The 25,058-nt window shown below is 72.3% G+C and carries 33 protein-coding genes; 11 read left to right on the top strand and 22 right to left on the bottom strand.

Going from position 1 to position 25,058, the window contains the following annotated elements; genetic code table 11:
- Positions 1 to 7: 7 nt before the first annotated feature.
- Positions 8 to 505: an SCO family protein gene (locus tag K1T34_RS46310; RefSeq protein WP_220241091.1), complete on the bottom strand. Its 498-nt coding sequence runs from the start codon at positions 503 to 505 to the stop codon at positions 8 to 10.
- Positions 506 to 557: 52 nt separating this feature from the next.
- Between K1T34_RS46310 and K1T34_RS46305 the strand changes: the two genes are divergently transcribed.
- Complete coding sequence (locus tag K1T34_RS46305) at positions 558 to 1,040, top strand: phosphohydrolase (RefSeq protein ID WP_220241089.1); 483 nt, start codon at positions 558 to 560, stop codon at positions 1,038 to 1,040.
- An 8-nt stretch (positions 1,041 to 1,048) separates the two neighbouring features.
- Here K1T34_RS46305 and K1T34_RS46300 read toward each other — a convergent pair whose 3' ends face one another.
- Complete coding sequence (locus tag K1T34_RS46300) at positions 1,049 to 1,351, bottom strand: hypothetical protein (RefSeq protein WP_220241087.1); 303 nt, start codon at positions 1,349 to 1,351, stop codon at positions 1,049 to 1,051.
- Positions 1,352 to 1,532: 181 nt separating this feature from the next.
- On the opposite strand from K1T34_RS46300, the gene K1T34_RS46295 reads away from it, so the two are divergent.
- Entirely contained in the window at positions 1,533 to 2,186 is a 654-nt protein-coding gene (locus tag K1T34_RS46295) for a TetR/AcrR family transcriptional regulator (protein ID WP_220241085.1), read from the top strand.
- Between the two features lie 131 nt (positions 2,187 to 2,317).
- Entirely contained in the window at positions 2,318 to 3,550 is a 1,233-nt protein-coding gene (locus tag K1T34_RS46290; protein WP_220241083.1) for a cytochrome P450, read from the top strand.
- Here K1T34_RS46290 and K1T34_RS46285 read toward each other — a convergent pair.
- Positions 3,540 to 4,100 (bottom strand): TetR/AcrR family transcriptional regulator, encoded by a 561-nt coding sequence (locus K1T34_RS46285; protein ID WP_220241081.1) that lies wholly within the window; start codon positions 4,098 to 4,100, stop codon positions 3,540 to 3,542. The genes K1T34_RS46290 and K1T34_RS46285 overlap by 11 nt on opposite strands.
- 111 nt (positions 4,101 to 4,211) lie before the next feature.
- On the opposite strand from K1T34_RS46285, the gene K1T34_RS46280 reads away from it, so the two are divergent.
- The 4 genes from K1T34_RS46280 to K1T34_RS46265 all read left to right on the top strand — a co-directional run bounded on the left by K1T34_RS46280 (position 4,212) and on the right by K1T34_RS46265 (position 7,663).
- Positions 4,212 to 5,060, top strand: a complete 849-nt coding sequence (locus K1T34_RS46280; RefSeq protein WP_220241079.1) for an SDR family NAD(P)-dependent oxidoreductase — start codon at positions 4,212 to 4,214, stop codon at positions 5,058 to 5,060.
- A 107-nt stretch (positions 5,061 to 5,167) separates the two neighbouring features.
- Positions 5,168 to 5,554 (top strand): YciI family protein, encoded by a 387-nt coding sequence (locus K1T34_RS46275; protein WP_220241077.1) that lies wholly within the window; start codon positions 5,168 to 5,170, stop codon positions 5,552 to 5,554.
- Positions 5,547 to 6,797: an RNA polymerase sigma factor gene (locus K1T34_RS46270; protein ID WP_255638851.1), complete on the top strand. Its 1,251-nt coding sequence runs from the start codon at positions 5,547 to 5,549 to the stop codon at positions 6,795 to 6,797. The genes K1T34_RS46275 and K1T34_RS46270 overlap by 8 nt, the downstream gene beginning before the upstream one ends.
- Entirely contained in the window at positions 6,794 to 7,663 is an 870-nt protein-coding gene (locus K1T34_RS46265) for a hypothetical protein (RefSeq protein ID WP_220241074.1), read from the top strand. The genes K1T34_RS46270 and K1T34_RS46265 overlap by 4 nt, the downstream gene beginning before the upstream one ends.
- A 58-nt stretch (positions 7,664 to 7,721) precedes the next feature.
- Here the strand turns inward: K1T34_RS46265 and K1T34_RS46260 are convergent, their stop codons facing one another.
- The 3 genes from K1T34_RS46260 to K1T34_RS46250 form a co-directional block, all read right to left on the bottom strand.
- Complete coding sequence (locus tag K1T34_RS46260) at positions 7,722 to 7,922, bottom strand: hypothetical protein (RefSeq protein ID WP_220241072.1); 201 nt, start codon at positions 7,920 to 7,922, stop codon at positions 7,722 to 7,724.
- A gap of 24 nt (positions 7,923 to 7,946) precedes the next feature.
- On the bottom strand, positions 7,947 to 8,534 hold the full coding sequence (locus tag K1T34_RS46255; RefSeq protein ID WP_220241071.1) for a TIGR03086 family metal-binding protein: 588 nt from the start codon (positions 8,532 to 8,534) through the stop codon (positions 7,947 to 7,949).
- 79 nt (positions 8,535 to 8,613) lie between these two features.
- The gene (locus K1T34_RS46250) at positions 8,614 to 9,714 is read right to left on the bottom strand and encodes a calcium:proton antiporter (RefSeq protein WP_220241070.1); all 1,101 of its coding nucleotides are present in this window, start codon (positions 9,712 to 9,714) and stop codon (positions 8,614 to 8,616) included.
- A gap of 80 nt (positions 9,715 to 9,794) precedes the next feature.
- Here K1T34_RS46250 and K1T34_RS46245 point away from each other — a divergent pair, with 80 nt between their 5' ends.
- Positions 9,795 to 11,402, top strand: a complete 1,608-nt coding sequence (locus K1T34_RS46245) for a malic enzyme-like NAD(P)-binding protein (RefSeq protein WP_360587259.1) — start codon at positions 9,795 to 9,797, stop codon at positions 11,400 to 11,402.
- Between the two features lie 154 nt (positions 11,403 to 11,556).
- Here K1T34_RS46245 and K1T34_RS46240 read toward each other — a convergent pair whose 3' ends face one another.
- The 4 genes from K1T34_RS46240 to K1T34_RS54155 are packed head-to-tail and all read right to left on the bottom strand — an operon-like array spanning position 11,557 to position 15,239.
- Positions 11,557 to 12,651, bottom strand: coding sequence for a Vms1/Ankzf1 family peptidyl-tRNA hydrolase (locus K1T34_RS46240; protein WP_220241069.1), 1,095 nt, complete (start codon positions 12,649 to 12,651; stop codon positions 11,557 to 11,559).
- 26 nt (positions 12,652 to 12,677) lie between these two features.
- Positions 12,678 to 14,468 (bottom strand): thiamine pyrophosphate-requiring protein, encoded by a 1,791-nt coding sequence (locus K1T34_RS46235; protein WP_220241067.1) that lies wholly within the window; start codon positions 14,466 to 14,468, stop codon positions 12,678 to 12,680.
- 49 nt (positions 14,469 to 14,517) lie between these two features.
- On the bottom strand, positions 14,518 to 14,829 hold the full coding sequence (locus K1T34_RS46230; RefSeq protein ID WP_220241065.1) for a DUF3618 domain-containing protein: 312 nt from the start codon (positions 14,827 to 14,829) through the stop codon (positions 14,518 to 14,520).
- Positions 14,826 to 15,239: a phage holin family protein gene (locus tag K1T34_RS54155; RefSeq protein ID WP_255638057.1), complete on the bottom strand. Its 414-nt coding sequence runs from the start codon at positions 15,237 to 15,239 to the stop codon at positions 14,826 to 14,828. Before K1T34_RS54155 ends, K1T34_RS46230 begins: the two co-directional genes overlap by 4 nt.
- A gap of 229 nt (positions 15,240 to 15,468) precedes the next feature.
- Here K1T34_RS54155 and K1T34_RS46220 point away from each other — a divergent pair, with 229 nt between their 5' ends.
- Positions 15,469 to 15,876 carry an SRPBCC family protein gene (locus K1T34_RS46220; protein ID WP_220241061.1) on the top strand — a complete coding sequence of 136 codons (408 nt, stop codon included), beginning with the start codon at positions 15,469 to 15,471 and terminating at the stop codon, positions 15,874 to 15,876.
- A gap of 57 nt (positions 15,877 to 15,933) precedes the next feature.
- Here the strand turns inward: K1T34_RS46220 and K1T34_RS46215 are convergent, their stop codons facing one another.
- The 7 genes from K1T34_RS46215 to K1T34_RS46185 form a co-directional block, all read right to left on the bottom strand.
- The gene (locus tag K1T34_RS46215) at positions 15,934 to 16,545 is read right to left on the bottom strand and encodes an endonuclease (RefSeq protein ID WP_220241059.1); all 612 of its coding nucleotides are present in this window, start codon (positions 16,543 to 16,545) and stop codon (positions 15,934 to 15,936) included.
- Between the two features lie 40 nt (positions 16,546 to 16,585).
- Complete coding sequence (locus K1T34_RS46210; RefSeq protein WP_220241057.1) at positions 16,586 to 17,086, bottom strand: hemerythrin domain-containing protein; 501 nt, start codon at positions 17,084 to 17,086, stop codon at positions 16,586 to 16,588.
- Positions 17,087 to 17,253: 167 nt separating this feature from the next.
- Entirely contained in the window at positions 17,254 to 17,709 is a 456-nt protein-coding gene (locus tag K1T34_RS46205) for a hypothetical protein (protein ID WP_255638056.1), read from the bottom strand.
- Positions 17,710 to 17,746: 37 nt separating this feature from the next.
- Positions 17,747 to 18,106 (bottom strand): VOC family protein, encoded by a 360-nt coding sequence (locus tag K1T34_RS46200; RefSeq protein WP_220241055.1) that lies wholly within the window; start codon positions 18,104 to 18,106, stop codon positions 17,747 to 17,749.
- A 93-nt stretch (positions 18,107 to 18,199) separates the two neighbouring features.
- A complete protein-coding gene (locus K1T34_RS46195) occupies positions 18,200 to 18,532 on the bottom strand; it encodes a plasmid stabilization protein (protein ID WP_220241053.1) in 333 nt (110 codons plus the stop codon).
- A 55-nt stretch (positions 18,533 to 18,587) separates the two neighbouring features.
- Positions 18,588 to 18,725, bottom strand: coding sequence for a hypothetical protein (locus K1T34_RS46190; protein ID WP_220241051.1), 138 nt, complete (start codon positions 18,723 to 18,725; stop codon positions 18,588 to 18,590).
- Positions 18,722 to 18,886 carry a hypothetical protein gene (locus tag K1T34_RS46185; protein ID WP_220241049.1) on the bottom strand — a complete coding sequence of 55 codons (165 nt, stop codon included), beginning with the start codon at positions 18,884 to 18,886 and terminating at the stop codon, positions 18,722 to 18,724. Before K1T34_RS46185 ends, K1T34_RS46190 begins: the two co-directional genes overlap by 4 nt.
- A gap of 246 nt (positions 18,887 to 19,132) precedes the next feature.
- On the opposite strand from K1T34_RS46185, the gene K1T34_RS46180 reads away from it, so the two are divergent.
- A complete protein-coding gene (locus tag K1T34_RS46180; protein ID WP_220241047.1) occupies positions 19,133 to 19,690 on the top strand; it encodes a hypothetical protein in 558 nt (185 codons plus the stop codon).
- A 4-nt stretch (positions 19,691 to 19,694) separates the two neighbouring features.
- Here K1T34_RS46180 and K1T34_RS46175 read toward each other — a convergent pair whose 3' ends face one another.
- Together K1T34_RS46175 and K1T34_RS46170 are read right to left on the bottom strand one after the other, a co-directional pair.
- A complete protein-coding gene (locus K1T34_RS46175) occupies positions 19,695 to 20,528 on the bottom strand; it encodes an alpha/beta fold hydrolase (RefSeq protein ID WP_220241045.1) in 834 nt (277 codons plus the stop codon).
- Positions 20,529 to 20,562: 34 nt separating this feature from the next.
- A complete protein-coding gene (locus tag K1T34_RS46170) occupies positions 20,563 to 20,919 on the bottom strand; it encodes a helix-turn-helix transcriptional regulator (RefSeq protein ID WP_255638055.1) in 357 nt (118 codons plus the stop codon).
- 100 nt (positions 20,920 to 21,019) lie between these two features.
- On the opposite strand from K1T34_RS46170, the gene K1T34_RS46165 reads away from it, so the two are divergent.
- Positions 21,020 to 21,784 (top strand): SDR family NAD(P)-dependent oxidoreductase, encoded by a 765-nt coding sequence (locus K1T34_RS46165; RefSeq protein WP_255638054.1) that lies wholly within the window; start codon positions 21,020 to 21,022, stop codon positions 21,782 to 21,784.
- Positions 21,785 to 21,852: 68 nt separating this feature from the next.
- Here the strand turns inward: K1T34_RS46165 and K1T34_RS46160 are convergent, their stop codons facing one another.
- Genes K1T34_RS46160 through K1T34_RS46150 form a run of 3 tightly spaced genes read right to left on the bottom strand, consistent with a single transcriptional unit; the run spans position 21,853 to position 25,057 of the window.
- Positions 21,853 to 23,013 carry a serine hydrolase gene (locus K1T34_RS46160; protein ID WP_220241041.1) on the bottom strand — a complete coding sequence of 387 codons (1,161 nt, stop codon included), beginning with the start codon at positions 23,011 to 23,013 and terminating at the stop codon, positions 21,853 to 21,855.
- Positions 23,010 to 24,227 (bottom strand): 2Fe-2S iron-sulfur cluster-binding protein, encoded by a 1,218-nt coding sequence (locus tag K1T34_RS46155; RefSeq protein ID WP_220241040.1) that lies wholly within the window; start codon positions 24,225 to 24,227, stop codon positions 23,010 to 23,012. Before K1T34_RS46155 ends, K1T34_RS46160 begins: the two co-directional genes overlap by 4 nt.
- A complete protein-coding gene (locus tag K1T34_RS46150) occupies positions 24,224 to 25,057 on the bottom strand; it encodes a xanthine dehydrogenase family protein subunit M (RefSeq protein WP_220241038.1) in 834 nt (277 codons plus the stop codon). The genes K1T34_RS46155 and K1T34_RS46150 overlap by 4 nt, the downstream gene beginning before the upstream one ends.
- Position 25,058: the final 1 nt, after the last annotated feature.

Here is a 25,058-nt window from a genome sequence, read left to right as displayed (position 1 = left end):
CCAGCTTTCAGGCTTCTTGCGTGACGGTTTCGCGCAGCCGTTCGGTGAACGTCTTGTCGTCGAGGCCGTCGGTGAGGTGCGTGGCGTAGGCGCCGTCGGGGTCCAGCACGTAGGTGATGGCGGTGTGCGGCACCGCGTAACCGTCGGGGTCCTCGGGATCGTCCTTGCGGCGCGCGAAAACGCGGAAGGCGCGCTTGGCCCGCTCGATCTGCTCCGGCGTGCCGGTGAGGCCGGTGAAACGCGGGTGGTCGCCTTCGAGGTAGGCGCGCATCACCTCGGGACTGTCCCGCTCCGGGTCGACGGTGATGTACAGCGGCTGCACCTTGTCCGCCGGCGGCCCCAGCTCGTCCAGCGCGGTCGTCAGGCGGCCGAGCGCACGCGGGCACACCATGCGGCAGTGGGTGAAGCCGAAGAAAACCGTGACCCACTTGCCTCGGTAGTCCTGCTCGGTCACCGCCGCGCCATGGTGGTCGACGAGGCTGAAGGTGGCGTCGATCGGCGTCACGCCGGGTCCTCCCTGTCGTGCTGGCTGTCGCGCAGTGTGACGCTACTCCGTCGTGAACGTGCGTTGGCGCCCCGGATTACCCTGGTTTCGTGGCCACCGACGCGGGCTCCTGCGGTCCTACCCGACGGTCGCGTTCGACCGGCCCGCGGTGCTGTTCGGCGCGGCGACCCACGACATCGGCAAGATCGCCCACCCCGGGGAACTGTCCGGGCCCGGCTCGGACTACGAGGCAGCGGGCTACGAGCTGCTGCTCGCACAGGGCATCGACGAGCGGCTGGCGCGGTTCGCGCGGACTCACGGCTGCTGGGATCAGCCCGACACCAAGCTCGACGACCTGCTGGTCAGCCTGGCCGACAAGGTCTGGAAAGCGAAACGGGTCCCGGACTTGGAGCAGCTCGTCGTCGCCCGTCTCGCCGATGCCACCGGTGAGCAGCCGTGGCAGACGTTCCTGAAGCTCGACGAGGAACTCGACCGCCTGGCGGCAGGGGCCGATCACCGGCTGGACTTCCAGAACCAGTACCCCGTCGCGGCGTAGCCGCCCCGTCAGTCGAGCCGGTGGATCACCGGCCGGATCCGGAAGTCGACGGTCGCCTGGTCGATCATCGCGTGCACGGGGGAGCCGGCGAGCTCGGTCATGATGCCGGCGGCGCCGGCGCGTGCGTCGGCTTCGCTGTCCCACGCGACGACGTCGACCACCGTGCCGTCGTCGTCCTGCGTGATGCGCCGCCAGCGGAAGCCGGGGCGGGTTTTGAGGTAGGCGTCCACGTCGGAGTTCACGGCGATGAAGTCGGTACCGCCGAAGTCACCGGTGAGGTGGAACGTGGTGATCTCGAGTGCTTCGGTCATGGTCGGCTTCCTGAGGGGTTCGCCGCCCAGCATTCGGTGGGGGTCGTGCGCGCGGAAGGACGCGGCTTCCTGGGTGCCGCACATCCTGGGTTGAATTCAAGCGCTTGACTTAACTCACGAAGATCCGGTTGACTGATCACGAACCGCAGGTGCGACGCGGGGAGGAGCAACGTTGGCCGGAATGACCGGGAAGGCGATCCGCGCGGAGTCGACGCGGGAACGGATCCTCGCCACGGCCGAGCGGCTGTTCGCCGAGCACGGCGTGTACGCGGTGTCCAACCGGCAGATCAGCGAGGCCGCGGGCCAGGGCAACAACGCCGCCGTGGGCTACCACTTCGGCACGAAAGCCGACCTCGTCCGCGCGATCGCCCGCAAGCACGCCGCGGGCATCGAGACGATCCGGACGCGCATGGTCGCGCGGGTCGCCGAGGACGCCGGCGTGCGCGACTGGGTCGAGTGCCTGGTGCGGCCCGTCACCGACCACCTGGCCGCCCTGCGCGCCCCGACGTGGTTCGCGCGCTTCGCCGCGCAGGTGATGACCGACCCCGCGCTGCGCGGGATCATGATCGAGGAGGCCCTCAGCGCCCCGGCGCTGCACCGCATCCTCCACGGCCTCGACACCTGCCTGCCCCACCTCACCCCCGCCGCCCGCACCGAACGCGACGCCATGGCGCGCCTGCTGATGGTCCACACCTGCGCCGAACGCGAACGCGCCCTCGCCGAAGCCATCCCCACCCCGCGCCCCGACTGGCCCACCGCCGGCACGGGCCTCGTCGACGCCATCGTCGGCCTCTGGCTCGCCCCGGCCACGGTGACGACACCCGATGCCCGCTGACGCTCGAGCCGGTCGCGCACGTGTGCTGGGTTGCCCGGGCAAGCGCCCCTCAGGCGCGGCAAGAACACACGGCTGACCACCCCACCACTGTCCACTTCAGACCGACGAACCCACCCGCCGCGGAGGAACGCATGACGAGCACGCTGGACCAGGCCACCCCGGGCGCCGACGAGGTGCCCGAGTTCCCGATGGCCCGGGCGGCCGGGTGCCCGTTCGACCCGCCGCCGCGGGCGCGCGAGCTGCAGGAGGCCGGGCCGCTGGCGCGGGTGCGGCTGTGGGACGGCAGCACGCCGTGGCTGGTCACGCGGTACGCGGACCAGCGGGCGCTGCTGGCGGACGCACGGGTGAGCGCGGACATCACGCGGCCGGGCTACCCGAGCCCCGCGCCGTTGCCGCCGGGTGGGTCGGCGATCAGCTTCATCCTGATGGACAACCCGGAGCACGCGCGGTTGCGCCGCATGGTGACGGCGCCGTTCACGGTGCGGCGGATCGAGGCGCTGCGGCCGGCGGTGCAGAAGATCGTGGACGACTCGCTCGACGCGATGCTCGCCGGGCCGAACCCGGTGGACCTGGTGGAGGCGTTCGCGTTGCCGGTGCCCTCGCTGGTGATCTGCGAGCTGCTCGGCGTGCCCTACCGCGACCACGACTTCTTCCAGGCCAACAGCAAGGTCATCATCAAGCGCGACGCCGACCCGGCCGAACGGGCCGCCGGGCACCGCGCGCTGCTGGGGTACCTCGACGAGCTGATGGGGGAGAAGCTCGCCCACCGGCAGGACGACCTGCTGTCCGGCCTCGCCGACCGCGTCGAGGCCGGGGAGCTCACGCGCGCCGAGGCCGCGCAGATGGGCGTGCTGCTGCTGATCGCGGGCCACGAGACCACGGCCAACATGATCGCGCTCGGCACGCTGACCCTGCTGCGCCACCCCGAGCAGCTCGCCCTGGTCCGCGAGGCCGACGACCCGGCCGTGATCGCCGGCGCGGTCGAGGAACTGTTGCGCTACCTCACGATCACGCACAACGGCCGCCGCCGCGTGGCGATCGAAGACATCGAGATCGCCGGCGAGACGATCCGCGCGGGCGAGGGCCTGATCATGGCCAACGACATCGCCAACCGCGACGAGAGCGTGTTCCCCGATCCCGACGGGCTCGACGTGCGCCGCCCGGACTCGCGCCGGCACGTGGCGTTCGGGTTCGGCGTGCACCAGTGCCTCGGGCAGCCGCTCGCGCGGGTGGAGCTGCAGGTCGTCTACAACACGCTCTACAGGCGCGTCCCGACGCTCGCCCTCGCGGCCGGCTTCGACGAGATTCCCTTCAAACACAACGGTTCCGTGTACGGCGTGTACGAGCTGCCCGTCACGTGGTGATGCGAAGCCCTTCCAGCACGACGTCGAGGTAGGGCTCGGCGGTGCGGCCCGTCGCCGGGTCCTTCGGCAGGGCGCCGACGAGGGTGAGCACCTGCGTCGCCGTCACGTCGGGCCGCACGTGGCCCTCGGCGCGGGCGCGGTCGAGCAACGCGGCGAAGCTCGCCTTCATCGGGGCGCACGTGGTGGCCACGGGAGAGCCGTCGTCGGCCAGCCCGTCGCCGACGTGCCCGCTCATCCCGGGGTACTCGGTGGCGGCGCGGTCGTAAAGCCGTAGCCACTCCGGAAGCCGGCCGGCGCCGTCGGGTGCGTCGAGCAGGTCGCGGGCCTGCGCGTCGAGCAGGTCCGCGCTGTCGCGCATGATCGCGGCGAACACGTGCTCGCGCGACGGGAAGTGCCGGTACAGCGTGCCGCGCCCGACCCCCGCCTCCTGCGCGACGACCTCCAGCGGCGCGTCGGTGCCCAGGCGCGCGAAGACGTCCTTCGCCGCTTCGAAGAGCACGTCGTAGTTGCGGCGCGCATCGGCGCGCTGGCGTTTGGCCGGACCGGTCACGCCGCCAGTGTATCCGGACGCCGTGTCCGCTATCACCGTGACATCCGGACGCCGTGTCCATATCGTCGGTGGCAGGAAACGGACACGACGTCCGGATGGAGAGGAGATCCCATGGCTCCCGTGATCGCCGTGGTCACCGGCGCGAGCCGCGGCGCCGGCAAGGGCATCGCCCTGGCGTTGGGCGCGACCGGCGCCACGGTCTACGTCACCGGCCGCAGCGCGAAACCCGGCGACTCGCCCCACGGCGGCACGGTCGCCGACACCGCGGCCCTGATCGACGAGGCCGGCGGCACCGGCGTGCCCGTGGTCGTGGACCACGCCGACGACGAAGCCGTCGCCGCGCTGTTCGCCCGGGTCGCGCAGGAGCACGGCCGGCTCGACATCCTCGTGAACAACGCGGCGAAGGTCGCCGAGCCGATGCGACCCGGCGGGTTCTGGGCCAATCCGCTCGAGGCGGCCGACCTGATCACCGTCGGCCTGCGCTCGCATTTCGTCGCCGCCCACCACGCCGCGCCGCTGCTGCTGGCCAACGGCCGCGGCCTGATCGTCCACACGGGCCACTACGGCGCGGTCTCCTACCACCAGGGCCCGGCCTACGGCGCGCAGAAGGCGGGCGCGGACAAGATGGCCGCGGACATGGCGAAAGACCTGCGCCCGCACCGCGTCGCCGCCGTCTCGATCTGGATGGGCGGCCTGCGCACCGAACGCGCCGAGGCGCACCTCGCGACGCTCCCGCCGGCCGCCCGCACCGCCGTCCCGCGTGAATCGCCGCAGTTCACCGGCCGCGTGATCGCCGCGCTCTACGCGTCGCCCGACCTGATGGCCTACTCGGGCCGTGCGCTCATCGGCGCGGAGCTCGGCGGGCGGCTCGGGGTCACCGACGTGGACGGCACCGCCCCGCTCAGCCGCCGCGACGAGCTCGGCGCGCCGCCCGTGCCGCACCCGTCGCTGCTCGGCTGAACGGGCCCGAAGAAACTTTTCGCCACGCTCGCCGCGCCGTGTCGAGTTACGGTCGGGCTGTTCGTCATCCTCTTCGGACGACCTGGACCAGATGAGGCGGAGGACACGTGCAGTACATGCTGCTGATCTACAACTGCGTACGCCCCGAACCGGGCGACCCCGGGTTCGAAGAGGCGGTGGCGCGGGTGAACGCGTTCGCCGACGAGTGCCGGCGCCGCGGCGTGTGGGTGGAGGGCAAGCCGCTGCACCCGGAGTCGACGGCGACCACCGTGAGCGTGAGGGAGGGGCGCACGTTGATCACCGACGGCCCGTTCGCGGAGACCCACGAGCACCTCGGCGGGTTCTACCTGTTCGACTGCCGCAACCTCGACGAAGCCCTCGAGCTCGCCGCGTTGTGCCCGATGGCGGAGGAAGGGTCGATCGAGGTACGGCCGGTCGTCGGGATCCCGGGTGTGAGCCACGCGCCGGTCGACGTGGCGGCCCCTGCTGAGTGAGCCGGCGGCCGCCGCGGTGGAGCGGGTCTACCGCGCGGACCGTGCGCGGATGCTCGCCGCGCTGATCCGCGTGCTCGGCGACTTCGAGCTCGCGGAGGACGCGTTGCAGGAGGCGTGCGCACTCGCCCTGCGCAAGTGGAGCGCCGTACCCGACGACCCGGTCGCGTGGCTGCTCACGGCGGCGCGCAACAACGCGATCGACCGGCTGCGCCGCGCCCGCCTGGGCCGGGAGAAGCTCGCGGCGATCGGGGTCGAGCCGGAGGAGGTGCCGATGTCCGACTTCTCCGACCGGCGCCTGCTCGAGGTCGGCGACGAACGGCTGAGCCTGATCTTCACCTGCTGCCACCCGGCGCTCGCCGAGCCGGCGCGCGTTGCGCTGACCCTCCAGGCCGTCGTCGGGCTGACGGCCGGGCAGATCGCGCGGACGTTCCTGATCGGTGAAGCCACGCTCGCGCAGCGGCTGGTCCGGGCCAAGCGCAAGATCCGCGACGCCGGCATCACGCTCGAAGTTCCGCCGGACCACCTGCTGCCCGAACGGCTTGCCGGCGTACTTGCCGTGGTGTACCTGATCTTCACCCAGGGCTACACCGCCGCGGCCGGCTCACCCGAGCACACCGCGTTGCGGCAGGAAGCGATCCGGCTCGGCAAGCTCGTGGCCACGCTGATGCCGGACGAACCGGAGGCGCTCGGCCTCGTCGCCGTGCTGCTGCTGCACGATTCGCGCGCGGCCGCGCGGCACGACGGCGACGGTGACGTGGTGCTGCTGGAAGACCAGGACCGCACGCTGTGGGATCGGGCCGAGATCGCGGAAGCCCTCGGGCTGCTGGACCGCGCGTTGCGCCACGGCGAGCCCGGGCCGTACCAGGTGCAGGCCGCGATCGCGGCGCTGCACGCGCAGGCGCCGTCGGCCGAACGCACGGACTGGGCGGGCATCGCGGGCCTGTACACGCGGCTCCTGGAGCTCACGCCTTCGCCCGTCGTCGCGCTGAACCACGCCGTGGCGGTCGCGATGGCGCAGGGCCCGGTCGACGGGCTCGCGCTGATCGACCGCATCGACGGCCTTGAGCACTACCACCTGATGCACGCCGCGCGCGCCGACCTGCTGCGCCGCCTCGACCGGCGAGCCGAAGCGGCCACCGCCTACCGGCGTGCCCACGAACTGGCCCACACGCCGGCGGACCGGCGGTTCCTCGCCCGCCGCCTGCTCGACCTCGACGCACTCGGCCCTGGGGAGACACCGTGAGACTGTCCATTCTGGAGCGCGGTCACCGCCGTCGCGCGAAGCTGTTCCTGTCGGCCACGTCCGCGGTGTCCCGTGTGGACAGTCCCGACATCGTGCTGACGCTGTTGTACCGGCCGGAGTTCATGACCCGCGCGCTGCTGGACCTCACGGCGCCGGCCATGCGCGGCCCGTCGTCCTGGACGGCCGGCGAGCGCGAGTACCTGGCGATGGGCACGGCGAAGCTGCACGAGTGCCCGTTCTGCATCGTCACCCACGCGGAGCTCACGCGCATCGCCGGCGAGGGCGCCCTCGACCCGGACGAGCCGGCGTCCGCCCGCCCGGAACTGCGGGCGGTGCGCGCCTTCCTCGACACCGTTTCGCGGCCGGGCGGCGAGCCCGACGCGTCGCTGGTCGCCGACGTGCCCGCGCCGGCCGTGCTGGAGGCGCTGCGGGTGAACCTGGTGTGGGACGTCGTCAACCGCCTGGCCAACGCGTTCGGCTTCGAGCTGCGCGACGGCCAGCTGGAGAGCGGCACCCGGTCGCTGCACCGCTTCGGCTACCGCTTCCCCGGCTTCCTGCTGTCGGGCGGCCCGCGCGCCGACCACGGCGACGTCGTCTCGAACCTCCGCCACGCGGTGACCGAGGCCAGCGGCGTCACCGACCGGGCCCTGCGCGCGGCGCTCGTCGCGGGCGACCCGGTGGCCGAACCGTGGCAGACCTACGCCGGCGCCGTCCGCACGGCGTCCTACCGCGTGACCGACTCCGACGTCGCCGCGCTGCTGGCCGCGGGCCACACCGAGGACGAGGTCTTCGAGGTCACGGTCGCGGCCGCGGTCGGCGCCGCACTGGCCGCGTTCGACCGGGGCCGGAAGGCGCTCGGGGAGTGACCCGGCGCGGGCGCGACCTCGAAGACCGGGGTCACGCCCGCCGTTCGCCGGTGCCGCGTCAGGGGAGGGAGACCCAGAGTGCGGTGATCGGCTCGCTCGGCCAGGTCGTGCCCGCTTCCTGACGGTTCTTGCCGGATTGCTGCCACCCGCCGAAATCGGGCAGGTACGCCGAATACTCGATTTGCTGACCGGGCTGGTTGCCGAACAGCTCGACTCGACCTGGCGCGGCACCGACTGCCGTGCCGGTGGGTGTGTCCACATCGGACACACCCACCGGCCGGCGTCACGCGGCGACCGGCTCCCACGCGGCCCGGCCGAGGAACGCGAGCATCCGCGTCTGGTCGTCCGAGCCGGGTGGCGGCGTGAGTTCCGGGCCGAAGAAGCCGGGGGCGCGCACGGCGTGCGCGCGGGCCCAGTCGAAGGCGGCCGCGACCGTGGCGGGGTCGAGGCGCACGTCGGCGCCCAGGGCGTGGCCGATGTCCCACGCGTGGGCCACCAGGTCGGTGGTCAGCAGGCTCACCACGGCGGCGACCGGTACCTCGCCGAGGCCCGGGATCGTGGTGGTCCGCGCGAGCGCCGCGGGGGTCAGCGCGGCGAGGCAGGCCGTGCGGGCCGTCCGCCAGCTCGTGAGCGGATCGTCACCGGCGATCGGCGCGGGGTGGGGCGAACCCGGTGCGCCCGAGCGGTCGGCGTAGTCCTCGCCGGTGGCCCAGGCGCGCAGCTGGTGCTGGCCCCAGACCGCGTGGCCCGCGAGGTCGCGCACCGACCACTCGGGGCACGTCGAGCGCGCGTCCCAGCGCTCGGCCGGCACCACGGCGAGCACCGCGTCGAACCCGTCCTGCGCCTGCCGGTACAACGCCAAAGTCTCCATCGTCCGTCCTTTCCACGAGGTCCTTGCACCCCGAGGACGAACGGGCGCGGCCCGGCTCGACAGTGGCCTGGGAACTGGCTCAGGGACTGGCGGCGAGGAACACGAAAGCCGCCAGCAGCGCGAGGTGGACGCCGCCCTGCAGGCGCGTCGCGCGGCCCGGCACCACAGTGAGGCCGCCGACCACGACGGTGATCACCAGCAGCACGATCTGCGTGGCGTCCAGGCCCAGCAGCAGCGGCCCGCTGAGCCAGATCGACGCGAGCGCGATCGCCGGGATCGTGAGGCCGATGCTGGCCATCGCCGAACCCAGCGCGAGATTCAGGCTCACCTGCACGCGGTCGCGCCGCGCGGCGTTGGTGGCGGCGAGCGTCTCGGGCAGGAGCACGAGCAGCGCGATCACCACGCCGACGAACGACTGCGGGTACCCCAGCGCCGCCACGCCGGCCTCGATCGCCGGCGACTCCACTTTGGCCAGCCCGACCACCGCCACGAGCGCCACCAGCAGCAGTCCGAGGCTGAACAGGGCGGTGCGGGTGGTCGTCGGCTTCGCGTGCGAATCCTCTTCGACCACGGCGCCTTCGTCGTCGATCGGCAGGAAGAAGTCGCGGTGGCGCACGGTCTGCGTGACGACGAAAAGCCCGTAGAGGATCAACGACGCGATGGCGGCGAACGCCAGCTGCCCGGGGGAGAACTCCGGGCCGCTGCGGGAAGTGGTGAACGTGGGCAGGACGAGGCTGAGGGTGGCGAGCGTCGCGACGGTGGCCAGCGCGGAGCCGGTGCCCTCCGCGTTGAACACCGCCGTCTTGCGCCGCCACGCACCCACCAGCAGCGACAGGCCGAGGATGCCGTTGCACGTGATCATCACGGCGGCGAACACCGTGTCCCGCGCGAGCGACGCCGTCTTCGGGCCGCCGGAGATCATGAGCGTGACGATGAGCGCCACCTCGATCACCGTGACGGTCACCGCCAGCACGAGCGACCCGAACGGCTCGCCGACCCGGTGCGCCACCACCTCCGCGTGATGCACCGCCGCGAGCACCGCGGCCGCCAGCACCACCGCGACGATGATCACCGGCACCGTCCCGAGCACCCGCCCCCACGTCACCGCCAGCACGACCACCGCGACCACCGGGGCGATCGTCGTCCAGCGCAACCAGGGAGAACTCGTCCGGGAAGCCATGGAAGGCAGCTTCGCAGATCACCCCGGGAAACGCCCCCGGAGCGCGCCGCGCCGGGTGACGGCGAACCGGTGACCAGGCGGTGTACCGGTTCGCCGCGCGGGCCGACGTGATGATCGCGGTCGAGCCCGACCCGGCGCTGTGCGGCGAGTGGGACGCCACGCGCCTCGGCCCGCCGATGCGCAAGGTCGCGCAGCTGCCGTGCTGGGATCCCGACCGGGACGCGGCCATCCGGCGAGCGCACGACCAGTTCCGCTGGTTCAGTGGGGGGTGGAAGGTCAACTCGGAGCTGCCGGGGCCGGCCGGGTTCGCGGGCGCGACGCAGTTCGTGCGCCAGGACGACGTGGCCGCGGGTATCCCGGGTGGTCCGGAGGTGGGGCCGATCCGGGAAGCGGTGCAGCAGTTCGCGGATTCGGGCGTCACGGACCCGGCGCTGATCCAGGTCGGAGGCGACCGGCGGGAGGAGTTCCTGGCTTTCGCGAGAAGGAGCTGTTGCCGGCTCTGCGGGCGTAACGCCGGTGAAAAACCGGCTGATTTCCCGGTGTCCGCCCGGGGTATCCGGCGGGACATGAGCCGTAGCCGTGGAAAAGTGGAGATCTCGGTCCGGGTCCGACTCGAGGGACCCGAGGACTTGGCCAAGGAGTACACGCCCGGGGTCGCCGAGGTGGCCGAGCGGGTGGCCGACGACCCGTCCGCGCTGATGCGCGAGACGGTGAAGGCCAACTCGGTCGCGATCGTGTCCGACGGTTCGGCGCTGCTCGGCCTTGGCGACCGCGGCCCGGCCGCCGCGCTGCCCGTGATGGAGGGCAAGGCGGCGTTGCTGAAGCGGTTCGCCGACGTCGACGCGTGGCCGATCTGCCCGGTCAGCCGGGATCCGGACGACCTGGTGCGGACGGTGAAGGACCTCGCGACCTCGTTCGGCGCGATCAACCTCGAGGACATCGCCGCGCCGAGGTGCTTCACCGTCGAGCGCCGCCTGCACGACGAGCTCGACATCCCCGTCTTCCACGACGACCAGCACGGCACCGCGGTCGTCGTGCTCGCCGCGCTGCACAACGCGATGAAGCTGACCGAGCGCGAGCCCGCCGGCACTTCCGTGGTGATCTCCGGCGCGGGCGCGGCGGGCAGCGCCACGGCGCGGCTGCTGCGCGAGGCCGGGTACGAGCGGATCGCCGTCTGCGACAGCCAAGGCGTGCTGCACCCCGACCGCGACCTCGTCGGCGAGAAGCGCTGGCTCGCGGAGAACACCAACCGCGACGGTGCCGTCGAGGGCAGCCTGCACGACGCGCTCTCCGGCGCCGACGTCTTCATCGGCGTCAGCGCCGGCGGCCTGCTCGGCGAAGACGACGTCGCCGCGATGGCCGACCGCGCGATCGTGTTCGCACTGGCCAACCCGGACCCCGAGATCGACCCGGACATCGCGGGCAAGCACGCGGAGATCGTCGCCACGGGCCGCAGCGACTACCCGAACCAGATCAACAACGTGCTCGCTTTCCCGGGCGTCTTCCGCGGCCTGCTGGACTCCGGCGCGCCCCGCGTCACGAGCCGCATGCTCCTCGCCGCGGCCCGCGCCCTCGCCGACGTCGTCGCCGACGACCTCACCCCGCAGCGCATCGTGCCGACCGTCTTCGACGACGGCGTGGTGGAAGCCGTCGCGGGCGCGGTGATGGGGGCTGCGAAGGAGGATTGAGGCAGCGCAGAGGGCCGGCCGGAACGGCGTGTCCGGCCGGCCCTTCTGCAGTGCGATGTCTGGCGGGGAATGTCTGGCACCGCCGTGGTGTCCGGGCGGTGCGGGCACACCCCGCCGCCTGCCCGCACCGCCCGGGGGTCAGAGGGTCACGGGGTCACGGGTGGCGCAGCAGGGCGGCGAACCCGCCGGGCAGGTCGAGGCGCTCGTCCATCACCACCACGTCCGCGCCGACGGCCACGGCGGCGTAGGGGAGGGCCTCGTCGGCGCGGTGGGGTGCGGGTTCGGGAGCGCCGAGCGCCGCCAGCCGGGGCGCGGCGACGCCGACCTGGGTGGGTTCGCGGCCGGTCAGCACCTCGGCGTCGCCGGGGTCGCCGACGAGCAGGGTGGCGACGTTGGCCTCGGACAGCGCCGCCGTGACGGCCTCGAGGCCGCTGACGGCGAGGCCCGAACCGCGCCCGACCTCGGCGCGGAAGCGTTCGGCGAGGTCGTCGAGCTCGCCGAGGTGGCGGCCGGCCAGCAGCTCGTGGACGTGTTCGTCCAGCTCGGCGCGGTCGGCGCCGGCGGCGCGGCCCCCGACGTCGGTCTCCTCGGCGATCGCGCGAACGGGCTCCGGCAGCAGGCCGAGCAGCTCGGCGCGGGCCTGCACCTCGCCGGCCAGCACGACCAGGCGGGCGCCGGTCCGTTCGACCGTCTTGGCCACGGCCGCGGCGACGCCCTCGAGGTTGTGCCGCACGGCTTCCTCGGTGCGGTGCTGCAGGTTCCGGTGCGCCGGGCCGCCGCCGCGGACCTTGTGCACGTCGTCCTCGGGGCCCTGCACGGTTTCCGCGCGCACGGTGCCGTCGGGGTGGTGCACCTCGACGTCCGCGCCGTGGCGATCGACGAGCACCACCACGTGCTCGGGCGCGTCCTCGGCGTGCGTCACCACCGGCAGGAAGTACGGCAGGTCCGAGTACCGCGCCTCCTGCGCGGCAGGTGGCGCGGCGAGCCGCCGGTCGGCCACGATCTCGCCGTGCGCGGCGATCAGGCTCCGCCCGGCCGGCCCGACAGGCGGGGGAGCGGCTTCGATCGCCTCGACGATCGCGGCGACCGTCGCCGGGTCGGCGTCCTGCTCGGACAGGGCCGCGTTGATCTCCCTGAGTCGCAAGCGAAGCTGCTTGGCCGCGTCTTCCGTGTCATGTGACTGGTCGAAGTGGACCGAGGCGAACGGTCCGGTCGCTGTCGTCAGGGGACGCAGGTCGTGCGTGTCCACAAGGGACTCCTTTCTGGTGCGCGGGATCAGGTGCGCGTCGGCAGGAGCTCCTGGACCTTGGTCTTGAGGCCCTGGGCGACCAGGTGCCACGCGTGGGGATCGCCCTTGAGCACCGATTCGGTCATGGATTTGATCTGCTCGAAAGTCGCGTGCGGCGGGATCGGCGGCACCTCGGGGTCGCACCGCACGTCGAGGACGGTCGGGACGTCGGCGTTGAGCGCCGTGGTCCAGGCGTCGCCGAGCCGCTCGGGGTCGTCGACCGCGATGCCGCCCAGCCCGATGCCGCGGGCGAAGTCCGCATAGGACACTTCGGGCAGCGACTGCGACGGCTCGAACTTCGGCGCGCCACCCATCGCGCGCAGCTCCCACGTGACCTGGTTGAGGTCGCCGTTGTGGAAGACGCAGATCACGCACCGCTGGTCGGGCCACAGCTCGCGGTAGCGCGCGAGGGTGAGCAGCTCGGCCATGCCGTTCATCTGCATGGCCCCGTCGCCCACGAGTGCGACCACCGGGCGGTCGGGATGCGCGAACTTGGCGCCGATCGCGTACGGCACCCCCGGGCCCATCGTCGCGAGCGTCCCCGACAGCGAAGCGCGGATCCGCCCGCGGATGCGCAGGTTGCGGGCGTACCAGTTGGCCGTCGAGCCGGAGTCGGCGGTGACGATGGCGTCCTCGGGGATCCGCTCGGACAGCTCCTGGACGATCCGCATCGGGTTGATCGGGTCCGCCGCCAGCATGGCCTGCCGCGTGACGGTGTCCGTCCACTCGGTCACGTTCTTCTCGATCCGCTCACGCCACACGCGGTCGGTCTTGCGCTCCAGCAACGGGAGGAGCCCTTCCAAAGTGGACTTGGCGTCGCCGAGGAGGGTGACCTCGGTGGGGTAGCGCAGGCCCAGGTACCGCGCGTCGAGGTCGATCTGCACCGCGCGCGCCTGCCCGAACGGTGGCAGGAACTGGCTGTACGGGAAGCCGGAGCCGATGATCAGCAGAGTGTCGCAGTCGTGCATGAGCTCGTAGCTCGGGCGCGTGCCCAGCAGGCCGATCGCGCCGGTCACGTACGGCAGATCGTCGGGCAGCACGTCCTTGCCCAGCAACGCTTTGGCCACACCCGCGCCCGTCAGCTCGGCGACCTCGCGGACCTCGGTCACGGCGTTGCGCGCGCCCTGGCCGAGCAGGATCGCGACCATCTCACCGGAGTTGAGGACCTCGGCCGCCCGCGTCAGCTCCTCGTCCGGCGGCACGACCTTCGCGCGCGGGTGGCCGGGCGGGCTGGAGGGCACGTGCTTGATCTCGTGCCCGGGCGGCGAGTACGGCAGCTCCTGCACGTCCGCCGGGATGATCAGGGCCGTGGGGGCGCGCTGCGCGAGCGCGGTGCGGATGGCGCGGTCGAGCGCGTTGGGCAGCTGCTCGGGCACGTTGACCTCGACGAGGTACTCGCTCGCGACGTCCTTGAACAGCGCCTGCAGGTCGACTTCCTGCTGGTAGCTGCCGCCCATCGCGCTGCGCGCGGTCTGGCCGACGATCGCCACCACGGGCACGTGGTCGAGTTTGGCGTCGTAGAGGCCGTTGAGCAGGTGGATCGCGCCGGGCCCGGACGTCGCCGCGCACACGCCGACGCGTCCGCTGAACTTCGCGTACCCGACGGCCTCGAACGCCGCCATTTCCTCGTGCCGCGCCTGCACGAACCGCGGGTCGTTCCCCGCGGCGCCGAACGCGGTGACGAGGCCGTTGATCCCGTCCCCGGGATAGCCGAACACCTGCTCGACGTCCCATTCGCGCAGCCTCTGCAACACGTAGTCCGCAACGGTTGTGGTCATGCCGCCCGGGTACCGCGGGGCCGCGGCGGGCAAACATCCTTGGCGCCACTCAATCTTCGTGCGAGCGCCGGCGCAGGATGAGCCGCAGCACGACGATCAGGCCGAGTAGGCTCGCGAAGACCGGGACCGGGTTGGCGCGCACGGTTTCGGCGCCCTGGCGGAACTTCGCGGCCGTCGGTTCGCCGACGACCGTGCCGACCTTGGCCTCGGCCTGGTCGAGCCGGTCGTCGATGCCCTGCTTGATCTTCGGGCGCACATCGAGCTTCTGCTCGAGGGTTTCCAGCGTCTGCGCGAGCTCGGCGCGCGTGGCGTCGCGGTCGATGCGGACGTCGTCCGGGGTCTCCGGGAACTCGCGGTTCACGAGCGCACCTCCTGCTTGACGACCTCGACGTCCTTGCGGACGCCCTCGATGGCTTCCTGCGGCACGGGCGGCGTCGCGTTCTTGATCTGCGTGCGCCCGACGAGCGCCGAGATCCCGGCGACGACGAACAACGCGCCCGCGACGACCAGCGCCGCCGCCCATCCGGGCAGCACGAGCGCGAGCGCCATGATCGCGGCGGCCACCAGCGCCCCCGCGCCGAACAGCGCGACGAGCCCGGCGGCGCCGAACAACCCGGCGCCCACGCCCATCCGCGTGCTCTTCTGCTTCAGCTCCAGGACCCCGAGCCGGACCTCGTCGCGCACCAGCCGCTTCACCTGGTCGGTGAGGTCGGAGACGAGCTCGCCGAACGAGCGTTCCTTCGGCGGAATCGGCTGCACCTCTTCGGTCACCACAGCACCTCCATCGTCGCGTCGCCCTCCGGCACGGGCCGCCGGGTGGTCCCCGGGTTCCCGCTCTCGCGTCGGCTCAACCTTCAGCGGGCGCGCTTCGCTTCGAGCGCCGCAGCCGTACCAGGACCCGAAGTACGTGGTGGTCCCGCAACGCGAGCGGCCGGCGGAGCCGCCAGGCGGTGGTTGGCGCGGCGGCCCGCGGGTACCCGGCGGGCCAGGAGGTGTTCCCATGACCGACTACCGGCACAGCGCCACCGTGGAACTGCCCGCCGATGAGCTGTTCGCCTACCTGCGCGAGCCGCGCAACCTGCCGCACTACTTCTCGCAGATGCAAGCGGCGCGTCCTGAAGGCGGCGACACCGTCCACGTCGAGGCCGAGGTCCACGGCCGGCACGTCGAGGGTGACGCCTGGCTCGAAGTGGACGAAGGCACCCGCACCCTGTCCTGGGGCGCCGAAGGCCCGGACGACTACCACGGCACCCTCTCGATCGACGAGGCCGGACCCGCGGCCAGCCGCGTGGAGGTGACCCTGAGCAGCGTCCGCGAGGGCTCTGGCGACGAGATCCAGCGCGGCCTCGAGGAGACGGTCGCGGCACTGGCCCACACCGCGGTCGCCGACTCCACTGTGGACCCGTGACGGTGGACCCGTGATCGAACCGACGCTGCCGGGCGCGAGACCCGGCAGCGTCGGTTCTCAGTCCTTCTTCGCGTGGATGTTCACCTGCACGAGGGCGGCGGCGAGCCGGGCCACGTCGTCGCCGGCCACGAGGCCCGCGAGCTTCTCGGGATCGGCCGGCAGCCCGGCCTTCTTCGCGCCGGCCAGCGCCCGTTTGTCGAAGTACGGGCGCACCCACGGCCACACGGCCTGGACCTCCTGGCAGAAGATCTGCGCGCCGGTCGGACCGATGCGGGGGAACTCCGTGAGCAGCTTCTCCAGCCGTTCCGGCGAGCGGCCGGCGGCGTCGGCGAGCTTGCGCAGGTCGTCCTGGTAGCGCTCGTGCAGGAACTCCGCGCTGTCCACGAGGTAGCGGGCGGTGCTCTCGTCGTAGCGCACGTAACGGCCGCGCCCCAGCGCGTGGACGCGGTCGGTCCATTCGGAGTCCCGCATGGCCTTCGGGGTCCGCCAGCCCGCCTGCCACAGCTCCTTCGCCGCGGCCACGGCGATGTCGGAGCCGATGCGCGCCGACATCAGCGTGGTGAGAACGAGCAGCTGGTACAGCGGCTGCGGCTTGTCGGCGAGCTTGATGCCGGCCCGCTCGGCGTGGGTGGTGCCGTACTCGGCCAGCACGTCCTCCACTGCGGTCATTCGCGGGTTCCTCCGGTTCGAAGCTGGTGGCGAACGGTCCTCAGTGGACGGAGGTCAGCGTCGCCCGGACGCGGTCGACGAACCCCGGCCCCGTTCGCAGCAGCGCGTTCGGGGGTGTGCGGCCGGCGATCGCCGGGTGGGGCAGTGAGTCCGCGGCCCGGCGGCCTTCGCGGACGTCCTGGCCGAGCTCCCGCAACCGGTCGGCCGGGTAGCGGTTGCGCGGCCTGGTGACCGCGGGCCCGGCTTCGCGCAGATGTTGCCGCACGGCGTGAAGCAAGGTCGCCGGCAGGCGCTCGAAGCGTGCGTCCTGCGGGCCCAGGCCTTCCACCGGGCGCATCAGGTCGTCGGCGCCGTGCAGGGCGGGGCCGGGCGGCAGGTACGGCTCCTCGGCCACCTCGTGCCGCACGAGCTGGGCGATGAGGTGATCGGCCACTTCCCGGCGGTTCTCCGGGCTGCCGTGGTCGATTTCCAGCTCGGTGCAGATCCTGCTCAACCCCAGGTGGTCCTCGGCGAGGACGGAGACGAGGTCATCGGTGCTCATGGCTGTGCTCCCAGCGTCATCGCCCCGCCGGGTACCCACTCCGAATGGGGTCAACCGTCCGGGTGAAGTGTCACTCCCGTGGTTGTTGACCCGCGCGATCGTGACCTCGGGGTGCGCGCCTGTGCTGTCGAAGACTTCCTGGGCCTTGGTCACGGGTGACGCTCCGTTCAGCGGTCGGCGACGCGGTTGACGACCTCGGCGACGAGCTCCGGCTCGTCGACCGTCACGGTCAGGCCGGGGTGGCGGACCAGGCCCCACGGGTCGAGCCCGCGGACCGGCCCGCGGAAGCCGAGGCAGACGCCGCGTTCGGTCGTCGTGCCGAGGGTGAGGCCGCGGTCGGCGAGGGACAGGTGCGGGCCGAGCGCGCGCCACGAGCGGTAGGGCCCGGTGACCCGGGCGCCGGCGAGGTTGTCCAGTGGCGTCGTGACGAGCCAGGGGCCGAGGCGCACGTACAGGCCTTCTGCGTCGAGGCGAAGGCCGTTGCGGTCGCCGAGGAGGCGGCGCAGCCACGCGGGGCCGGCGAAGCGGGCCCACAACCGGTAGTGCACCTCGGTGAGCTGCGGGGGTTCGGCGGATTGCCTCCGCTCGGTCGCTTCCAGGACCGGCTGTCGTTCACGCTGCATGGACCCTCCTCGGTACTCGCGTCGGAACCGGCCGAGGTCAGCGCCGCGGCAGGACACAGAACTCGTTGCCCTCGGGGTCGGCCAGGACGATCCAGTGCTCGTCGTCCGGGTCGTCGAGGATCTTCGCGCCGAGGGTGACGAGGCGTTCGACCTCGTCGCGCTGCTCGGCGGTGGTGGGCGCGACGTCGAGGTGCAGCCGGTTCTTGACGGTCTTGCCCTCGGGCACGGGCTGGAACAGCAGCGACGCCCGGCCGGGCGCTTTGAGCTCGACGTAGGTCAGCCCGTGGTGGTCGGTCCAGCGTTCGGTGGCCGGGTAGTCCAGGGCCTCTCGCCAGAACTCGGCCAGTGCCTCGGCGTTGCGGCAGTCGATGGCGACGGCGATCAGCCGGCTGTTCACGGTCGGCCTCCCTCGTCAGGCGAAAAAGTCCAGAGTGGACGCGCCGATCCCGTCGGCAGGGGGCTGCCGACGGGATCGGGCCCAGGGCCGGAGTCAGCGGCCCAGGGCTTTTTGCAGTTCCTTCTTGGTCATGCTCGAGCGGCCCTTGATGTTGCGCTGCCTGGCCTCGTTGTACAGCTGATCCCTGGTCGGCCCGCCCGGCCCGAGGCCCTTGCCGCTGCGTTCCCCGCCGCGCTGCTGCGGGCTCTTGTCGCGGATCGAGGTCGTGCTCGCGGTGCGGGACTTGCCGGAACGGGCGCGGTTCTTGTTCACCGTGCGGGCGGCGATCTCCTCGGCCCGCGAAGTGCCGGCGCCGCGGTCTTTCTGCGCCGACTTGATGTGCTCGTACTGGCGCTCGCGCTTGTCGCTCCAGGTTTCCTGAGGCACGGCTCCTCCTTCGCTCGTGAGCGGCGGATACCCGGTGCGGCGCAGGTGAAACCGGTCAGGAGCCCGACTGCGGGTCGGTGTCGTCGTGCGGGTCCTGCGAGGTGCCCTGTTCGCCGCGGACGGTCTCGCGCTGCGCCTCGGCGGATTCGCCGTAGGGATCGTCGCGTTCTTCGTGCTTTTCCGGGTCGCTCATGGTGCGTCCTCCTCCCGCTCGCCGGGATCCGCCGACCCGGACCCGGCGCCCATGGGGTCCGGGCGCGAGTCGCGGGCTTCCTGAGCGGCGTCCTTGGCCTCGCCGATCGCGTGGCGCACTTCCTCGAGCTGCTCGTCCAGCTGCTTCTCGTCGGCAGTCATGGGTGGCTCCCTTCCTGCCTCTCGGTTACCACCGCGCACGGGCGGTGAAACCGGGTCAGCGCTGCGGCGGGGGAGCGACGTCACCGCACCGCGCGCTGGTCGGGGTGTTGCGAGGCAATCCCGCGGAAGACGCACCGCCACTCGGGTGGGTTGACTCTTTCGGAAGTTACGTCGGAAGCCTGTGCGTCACAGTTCGATTTGTGGTCTGATATGCCTCGCTATCCGATATGACGCAGCGGGGGATGAATGAAAAGCGTGGTTTGGTGGTCTGTCGGCCTGCTGTTCGGGCTGGGGTTGATGGCGCTCGGCCTGTTCGGCACCGGGTCGTCCGGCAAGGTGTTGTGCGGCAGCGACGAGATGCGGCCGGGGCAGACCTGCGACAGGACCCAGTACGGCGTGACGTCGAGCGAGACCTACGAAGAGAAACTGCAGGAGTCGATCGACGACGCGGAGACCTTCAAGGGCGGCGGCCGGTGGGTCACGTTCGGGATCGGCGCGGGGATCGCGGCCGCGTGCGGTTGGCGGCTGGTGGTCGCGATCCGGCGCAGGGCCGACCAGGGGACCGGCCTGGTTTCCCAGCCCGTGCCCGGGCAGCAGCCCGCCTTCGCTCCGCCGCCGGGATTCGCGCCGGCGCCGGGGTACGAGCAGCAGCCGGGATTCGCGCCGCAGCCGGGATACCAGGAGCCGCCGGGGTATCAGCAGCAGCCGGGATACCAGCAACAGCCGGGATTCCCGCCGCCGGGAGGGTTTCAGCAACCGCCGCCGCCGGGATACCAGCCGCAGCAACGGCCGTATCAGCAGTAGCGAGTCAGACAGCCGCGGGCAGGAACTTTCGCAGCACTTCGGCCAGGCGGTCCGGCTGATCCTCGGGGACGAGCGTCCACGAGTCGGCGATCTCGACGAGCCGGCCGCCCGGGAAGAGCTCCGCCAGGCGGCGGCCGTGGGGCACCGGCATCATGCGGTCCTCCGGCGCCCACACGACCAGCACGGGGCGGTCGAAGTCGGACAGCCGCGCCGTCCACCGCAGCAGGACGTCGTGGCCCGGCGTCGAGACGGCGAACTTGGCGAGGTCGCGGCGGATGGCGCGGTCGCGGGTGGCCGGGGCGAACCAGTCGTCGAGCACGGTGTCGGGGATGCCGTGCTTGGCGAGGCCGCCGTAAGTCTTTTCGTTGTGGCGGAAGAACTTCGTGCGCAACAGTCGCATGAGGAGCCAGACGCCGCCGGGAACTTCGGCCAGCCGCGCCAGCGGCCGGGCGGGTGGCGGCGGGAAGTTGTCGAATGCCTCGCACGCGACGAGCACCAGGCGGCCGACGCGGTCGGCGCGGCCTTCGGAGACGAGGAACTGCGGGCCGCCCCAGTCGTTGAGGACGAGGGTGACGTCGGCGAGGCCGAGGCGTTCCAGGAACTCGCCGAGCAGCAGTGCCTGGCCGCGCTGGGAGAGGTCCGCGTCGCGGCGCATCGGCTTGCGGTGGGCGCCGAGGGGGAGCGTCGGCAGCACGCAGCGGTAGCCGGCCAGCAGCGGGACGACCTTGCGCCACTGCGTCTCGTTCATCGGAAAGCCGTGCGTGAACACGACCACGGGTCCGGGGCCGCCGGTGTCGACGTAGTCGATCGGCCCGGCGGACAGTTCGATCGTCGGCATGGCGCCTCCCGCTGGAGCGATCGCTCTAGTCAGGTTAGGGGCGCGGGGCGGTCCTGTCGAGCGCGGGCGCTTGGCCGATCTGCTCTTCGTCGGCGGCCTTCAGCACCGCGTCCAGGAGGCCGGGAAACCGCTGGTCGAGCGCGCGACGGCGGAGGGTGACGAAGCAACGGGTGCCGTCTTCGCGGGTTTCGGTGACGCCGGCGCCGCGGAGCGTCTTCAGGTGGTGGCTGAGCGTGGATTTCGCGACGGGCGCACGCAGGTCGCCCCACTTGCGTTCGGCGCCGTCGGCGAGCTGGCGCACCAGGCCGAGGCGCACGGAGTCGCTCAACGCGGAGAGCACCTCGGCCAGCTTCATGTCCTCGGGCGCCGGCGGGGGCGTCGGGTGCCTCATGCGGATCCGTTCGTCGGGGGAGAGTCGCCCGTCATTCTACGACGGCCGAACAACGTGCTACGTTCGACGTTCGCAGAACATCGAACGAAGGAGTGAACCCGTGAACCCGACGTTGAGCGACCTGTCCGGACACGTCGTGATCGTCACCGGTGCCGGATCGGGCATCGGCCGCGCGAGCGCGGAGGCGTTCGCGCACGCGGGGGCGAAAGTCCTCGTCGTCGGCCGGCGGGTCGAAGCCCTCGCCGAGACCGCCGCCCGGCATCCGGTGATCGAGGTCCACGCGGCCGACCTGGCGCGAACCGGGGCCGCGGAGTCCGTTGTGGACGCCGCACTGCACCGCTGGGGCCGGCTCGACGTGCTGGTCAACAACGCCGGCATCTTCACCGGGATGCCGCTCGCCGACACTACCGCCGAGGGTGTCGAGCGCCTGTTCGCCGTCAACGTCGTCGCGCCCAGCCTGCTCGCGCGCGCCGCGCTGAAGCCATTGCGCGAAAGCCGAGGCGCGATCGTCAACGTCTCCAGCACCTTCGGCCACCGCCCGCTGGCCGGCGCGGCCCATTACGGCGCCTCGAAGGCGGCCGTCGAATCCCTCACGCGCAGCTGGGCACTCGAGCTGGCGCCCGACGGAGTGCGCGTCAACGCGGTCGCCCCCGGGCCGACGGAGAGCGAAGCGCTGGTGTCGGCAGGCCTGTCACCAGAGGAGGTCGACCGCGTCAAGGCAGCCGAGGTTGAGCGCATCCCGCTGGGCCGCCGTGGTCAGCCGGCCGACGTCGCCGCCTGGATCGTGCGGCTGGCCGACCCGCACGCGGCCTGGCTCACCGGCCAGGTCCTCGCCGTGGACGGCGGGCTGGCGCTGGCCGCCTGACGCGTAGAGTCCGACGACTCCGGCCGGATGGTCGCGGCACCCGGCCGGGGACGTCGCCGCCTCAGGAACTAGCGCGTCGCGTACAGTGCCCGCTCGAAGTCCTCGTACAGCTTGACGAACGGCGGCGGCACGAACGGTAGCGACTGGCTGTAGATCGCGCCCGTCACGCGGTTCACCGGGTCGACCCAGAAGAACGAGTTGCACAGCCCGGCCCACGTCCCGCTGCCCGCGGCGCGCATCCCCGGTCGCTGCTCGCTGTTGAGCACGAGCCCCAGGCCCCACTTGTGGCCCGGACCCGCGGCGAAGTCGAACGACGACGTCGGGTCCGCGGTCGGGATACGCGCCGGGAAGTCCAGGTCGCCGATCTGGTTGGTGAACGCGGCGTCCACAGTGGAGCGTTCGAGCACCTTGGTGCCGTCGAGCGTGCCGCCGCCCAGCAGCATCCGCTGGAACTTGAGGTAGTCGCGCGGCGTGGAGTACAGACCGTGGCCGCCGGCCCAGTACTCGGGCTGCTCGGGGATGTTGATGTCGGTGGCCAGCCACTTGCCGTCCTCGCCCAGGACGTGCACCGGCGCCAGGTTGCTGCGCTGCGGGCCGGTCGGGGCGAACGACGTCTCGGTCATCCCCAGCGGCCCGGTGATGTGCTCCTTGAAGAACACGTCGAGCGTCACCCCGGCGACGGCCTCGACCACCTGGCCCAGCCAGTCGGTGTTGGTGCCGTACTCGACCTTCGTGCCGGGATCGGCGATCATCGGGGCGGTCAGCACGATCTTCTGGCCCGACAGCACGTTGGGGATGCCGGTGGCCTTCTCCCACTTCACGATGTCGTCGTTCCAGAACCAGTAGCTCAGGCCCGAGGTGTGCGTCATCAGCTGCCGCACGGTCGCCCGCGAGGCCGGCGCCCGCAGCCTCGGCTGGTCACCGTCGAAGCCTTCGAGCACCTTCATCTCGGCGAACTCGGGCCGGTACCGCTCGACCGGCGCGTCGAGGTCGAGCTGCCCTTGGTCGGCCAGCTTCAACGCCGCGGTGGTCGTGACCATCTTGGTCATCGACATGATGCGGAAGTGTGTGTCCGCGGACGCCGGGTCGGCGCTGCCGGCGGCGCGCGGGCCGGCGGCGCCTTCGTAGATGATGCCGTTGTCGTCGGCGGCGATGGCCACGACGTTGGGCACGTCGCCGGCGTCGACGGCGTCGCTCAGGATCTTGTCGATCGGGGCGGTCGAACTCATCGTTGAGTCCCTTTCGGATGTGTGGGTGGGTTGTGCTCGGCCCGGCGCAGGCGCCGGCCCCATTCCCGGGCTTTCGCCGCGAGAGTGGCTGCGAGGAGGGCCAGTGCGCCCGGCGGCTTCCTTGCCGTCGTGCGCACCCCGGACACCGCGGTCTCCTCCACGGCCGCGGCGAACTGCTCGAACATACGCCGGCTGACGTCGCCGGCCAGCGCGCGGCCGAACTGCGCGATCCGGCCGGTCAGGTACACCTGCGCGGTCGCCCGCAGCCGCGTCCCCGCGCCGGTTTCCTCCGCGACGAGCAGGATGACGGCCTGGGTGCGCCCGCCCCCGACGTCCTCGCCCTGGCCGATCACCCGCAGGCGGTGCGCCTCCGCGTCACGTTCGGTGACCTGCGCCAGCCCCGCGAACGAAAGCCGGATCGGCCCGACGGAGACCCGCGCCTGGCCGCGGTAACGATCGTCGCCGAGGTGCTCGGTGATCTCCGCCCCGGGCAGGCACGCGGCGACGAGGTCGATGTCGTCGAGCACGGCCCACGTCTTCTCTGGCGACGCGGTGAGCTCCTGGGTGACCTCGACGGTGAAGGTCGGATCCCCTTGCGGCAGTTCGATCTCCTCGACGCCCACCGGTTCGGGCGCGGACTTGGCGCCGGGCTTGGCCGCGGTGTGGCCCATCAGCACGTGGTGCCCGCAGTTGCGTGGCTCGGGGATCCCGTCGCGGTGCGCACCGGCCACTTCGGACACCGCGGAGAGGATGTTGCGGTAGCCGGTGCACCGGCACAGCACGCCGGACAGCTCCACGGGGAGGTCCTCTTCGGCGACGTCCGGCTTGTGCGCCAGCAGGTCGTAGGAGCTGAGCAGGAACCCCGGCGTGCAGAACCCGCACTGCAGCGCGTGGTGCGAGCCGAACGCCTCCTGCAACGGGTGCAGGTCGTCCGGGCGCCCGAGGCCCTCGACCGTCACGATGTCCGCGCCGTCGAGCTGGCAGGCGAACAACAGGCACGCGCGGGCGGCGGAGCCGTCGACCAGCACGGTGCACATCCCGCACACGCCGTGCTCGCAGCCCAGATGCGTGCCGGTGAGGCCGAGGTGGTCGCGCAGCGCGTCGGCGAGCGTCACGCGCGCGGGCAGCGACAGCGACACCTCCGTGCCGTTCACGGTCATCGTCACGTCGACGGGCTCGCCGGCTTCCGCGCGGACCGGCCGCGGCAGAGTCATGCCGTTCCTCCTTCCGCCGCTCGCCGCGCCCGGGCCAGCTCGCGCACGGCCAGCGCCGCGACGAGCCGCTGCCGGTACTCGCGTGAGCCGTGGGTGTCGCCCGCGGTGTCCACGAGGTCGCGGGCCAGGTCGGCCACTTCGTCGTCGCCGAGACCGGTGACGTCGCGCGTAACCGGACGATCGGACACCCCGAACGCGGTGAACGCGGCTTCCCCGTCGTCGGCACGGAACCGCGTGGCCACCCCGGCCAGCGCGAAATCGCCGTGGCGGCGCGCGATCTCGGCGAACCCGAAGCCCTCACCAGGGCGGGCCACGGGGAAGCGCACCGCGGCCAGCACGTCCTCGGCGCCGACCGAGGTGGCCATGGCGCCGTGGAAGAACTCGGCCGCCGTCACGGTGCGCCGGCCGTGCGGACCGGCGATCTCGAGCGACGCGCCCAGGCAGCAGGCCACCGCGGGCAGCTCGGCGGCGGGGTCGGCGTGCGCGATGCTGCCGCACACCGTGCCCCGGCTGCGCAGCTCGCGGTGCCCGATCCACGGCAGCGCCAGGCGCAGCAGCGGCACGGCCGCGGCGAGCGGGTGCCCTTCCAGCGTCCGCTGGCGCACCAGGGCCCCGATCACGAGCTCGTCGCCGTCGCGGCGCACGAAGTCCAGTTCGGACAGTGCCGCGATGTCGACCACGGTGGACGGACGCGCAAGCCGCATCGCCAGGATCGGCACCAGCGACTGGCCTCCCGCGAGCACCTTGCCCTCACCGGCGCTGCGCACGAGCTCGGCGACGGCGTCGTCGAGCGTCGCGGGCCGGACGTAGGCGAACGGTGCGGCTTTCACG

This window comes from Amycolatopsis sp. DSM 110486 (assembly GCF_019468465.1).
GTDB lineage: Bacteria > Actinomycetota > Actinomycetes > Mycobacteriales > Pseudonocardiaceae > Amycolatopsis.
The sequence above is the reverse complement of the archived record's forward strand: the minus strand, read 5'-3'. Positions and strand labels throughout refer to the sequence as shown.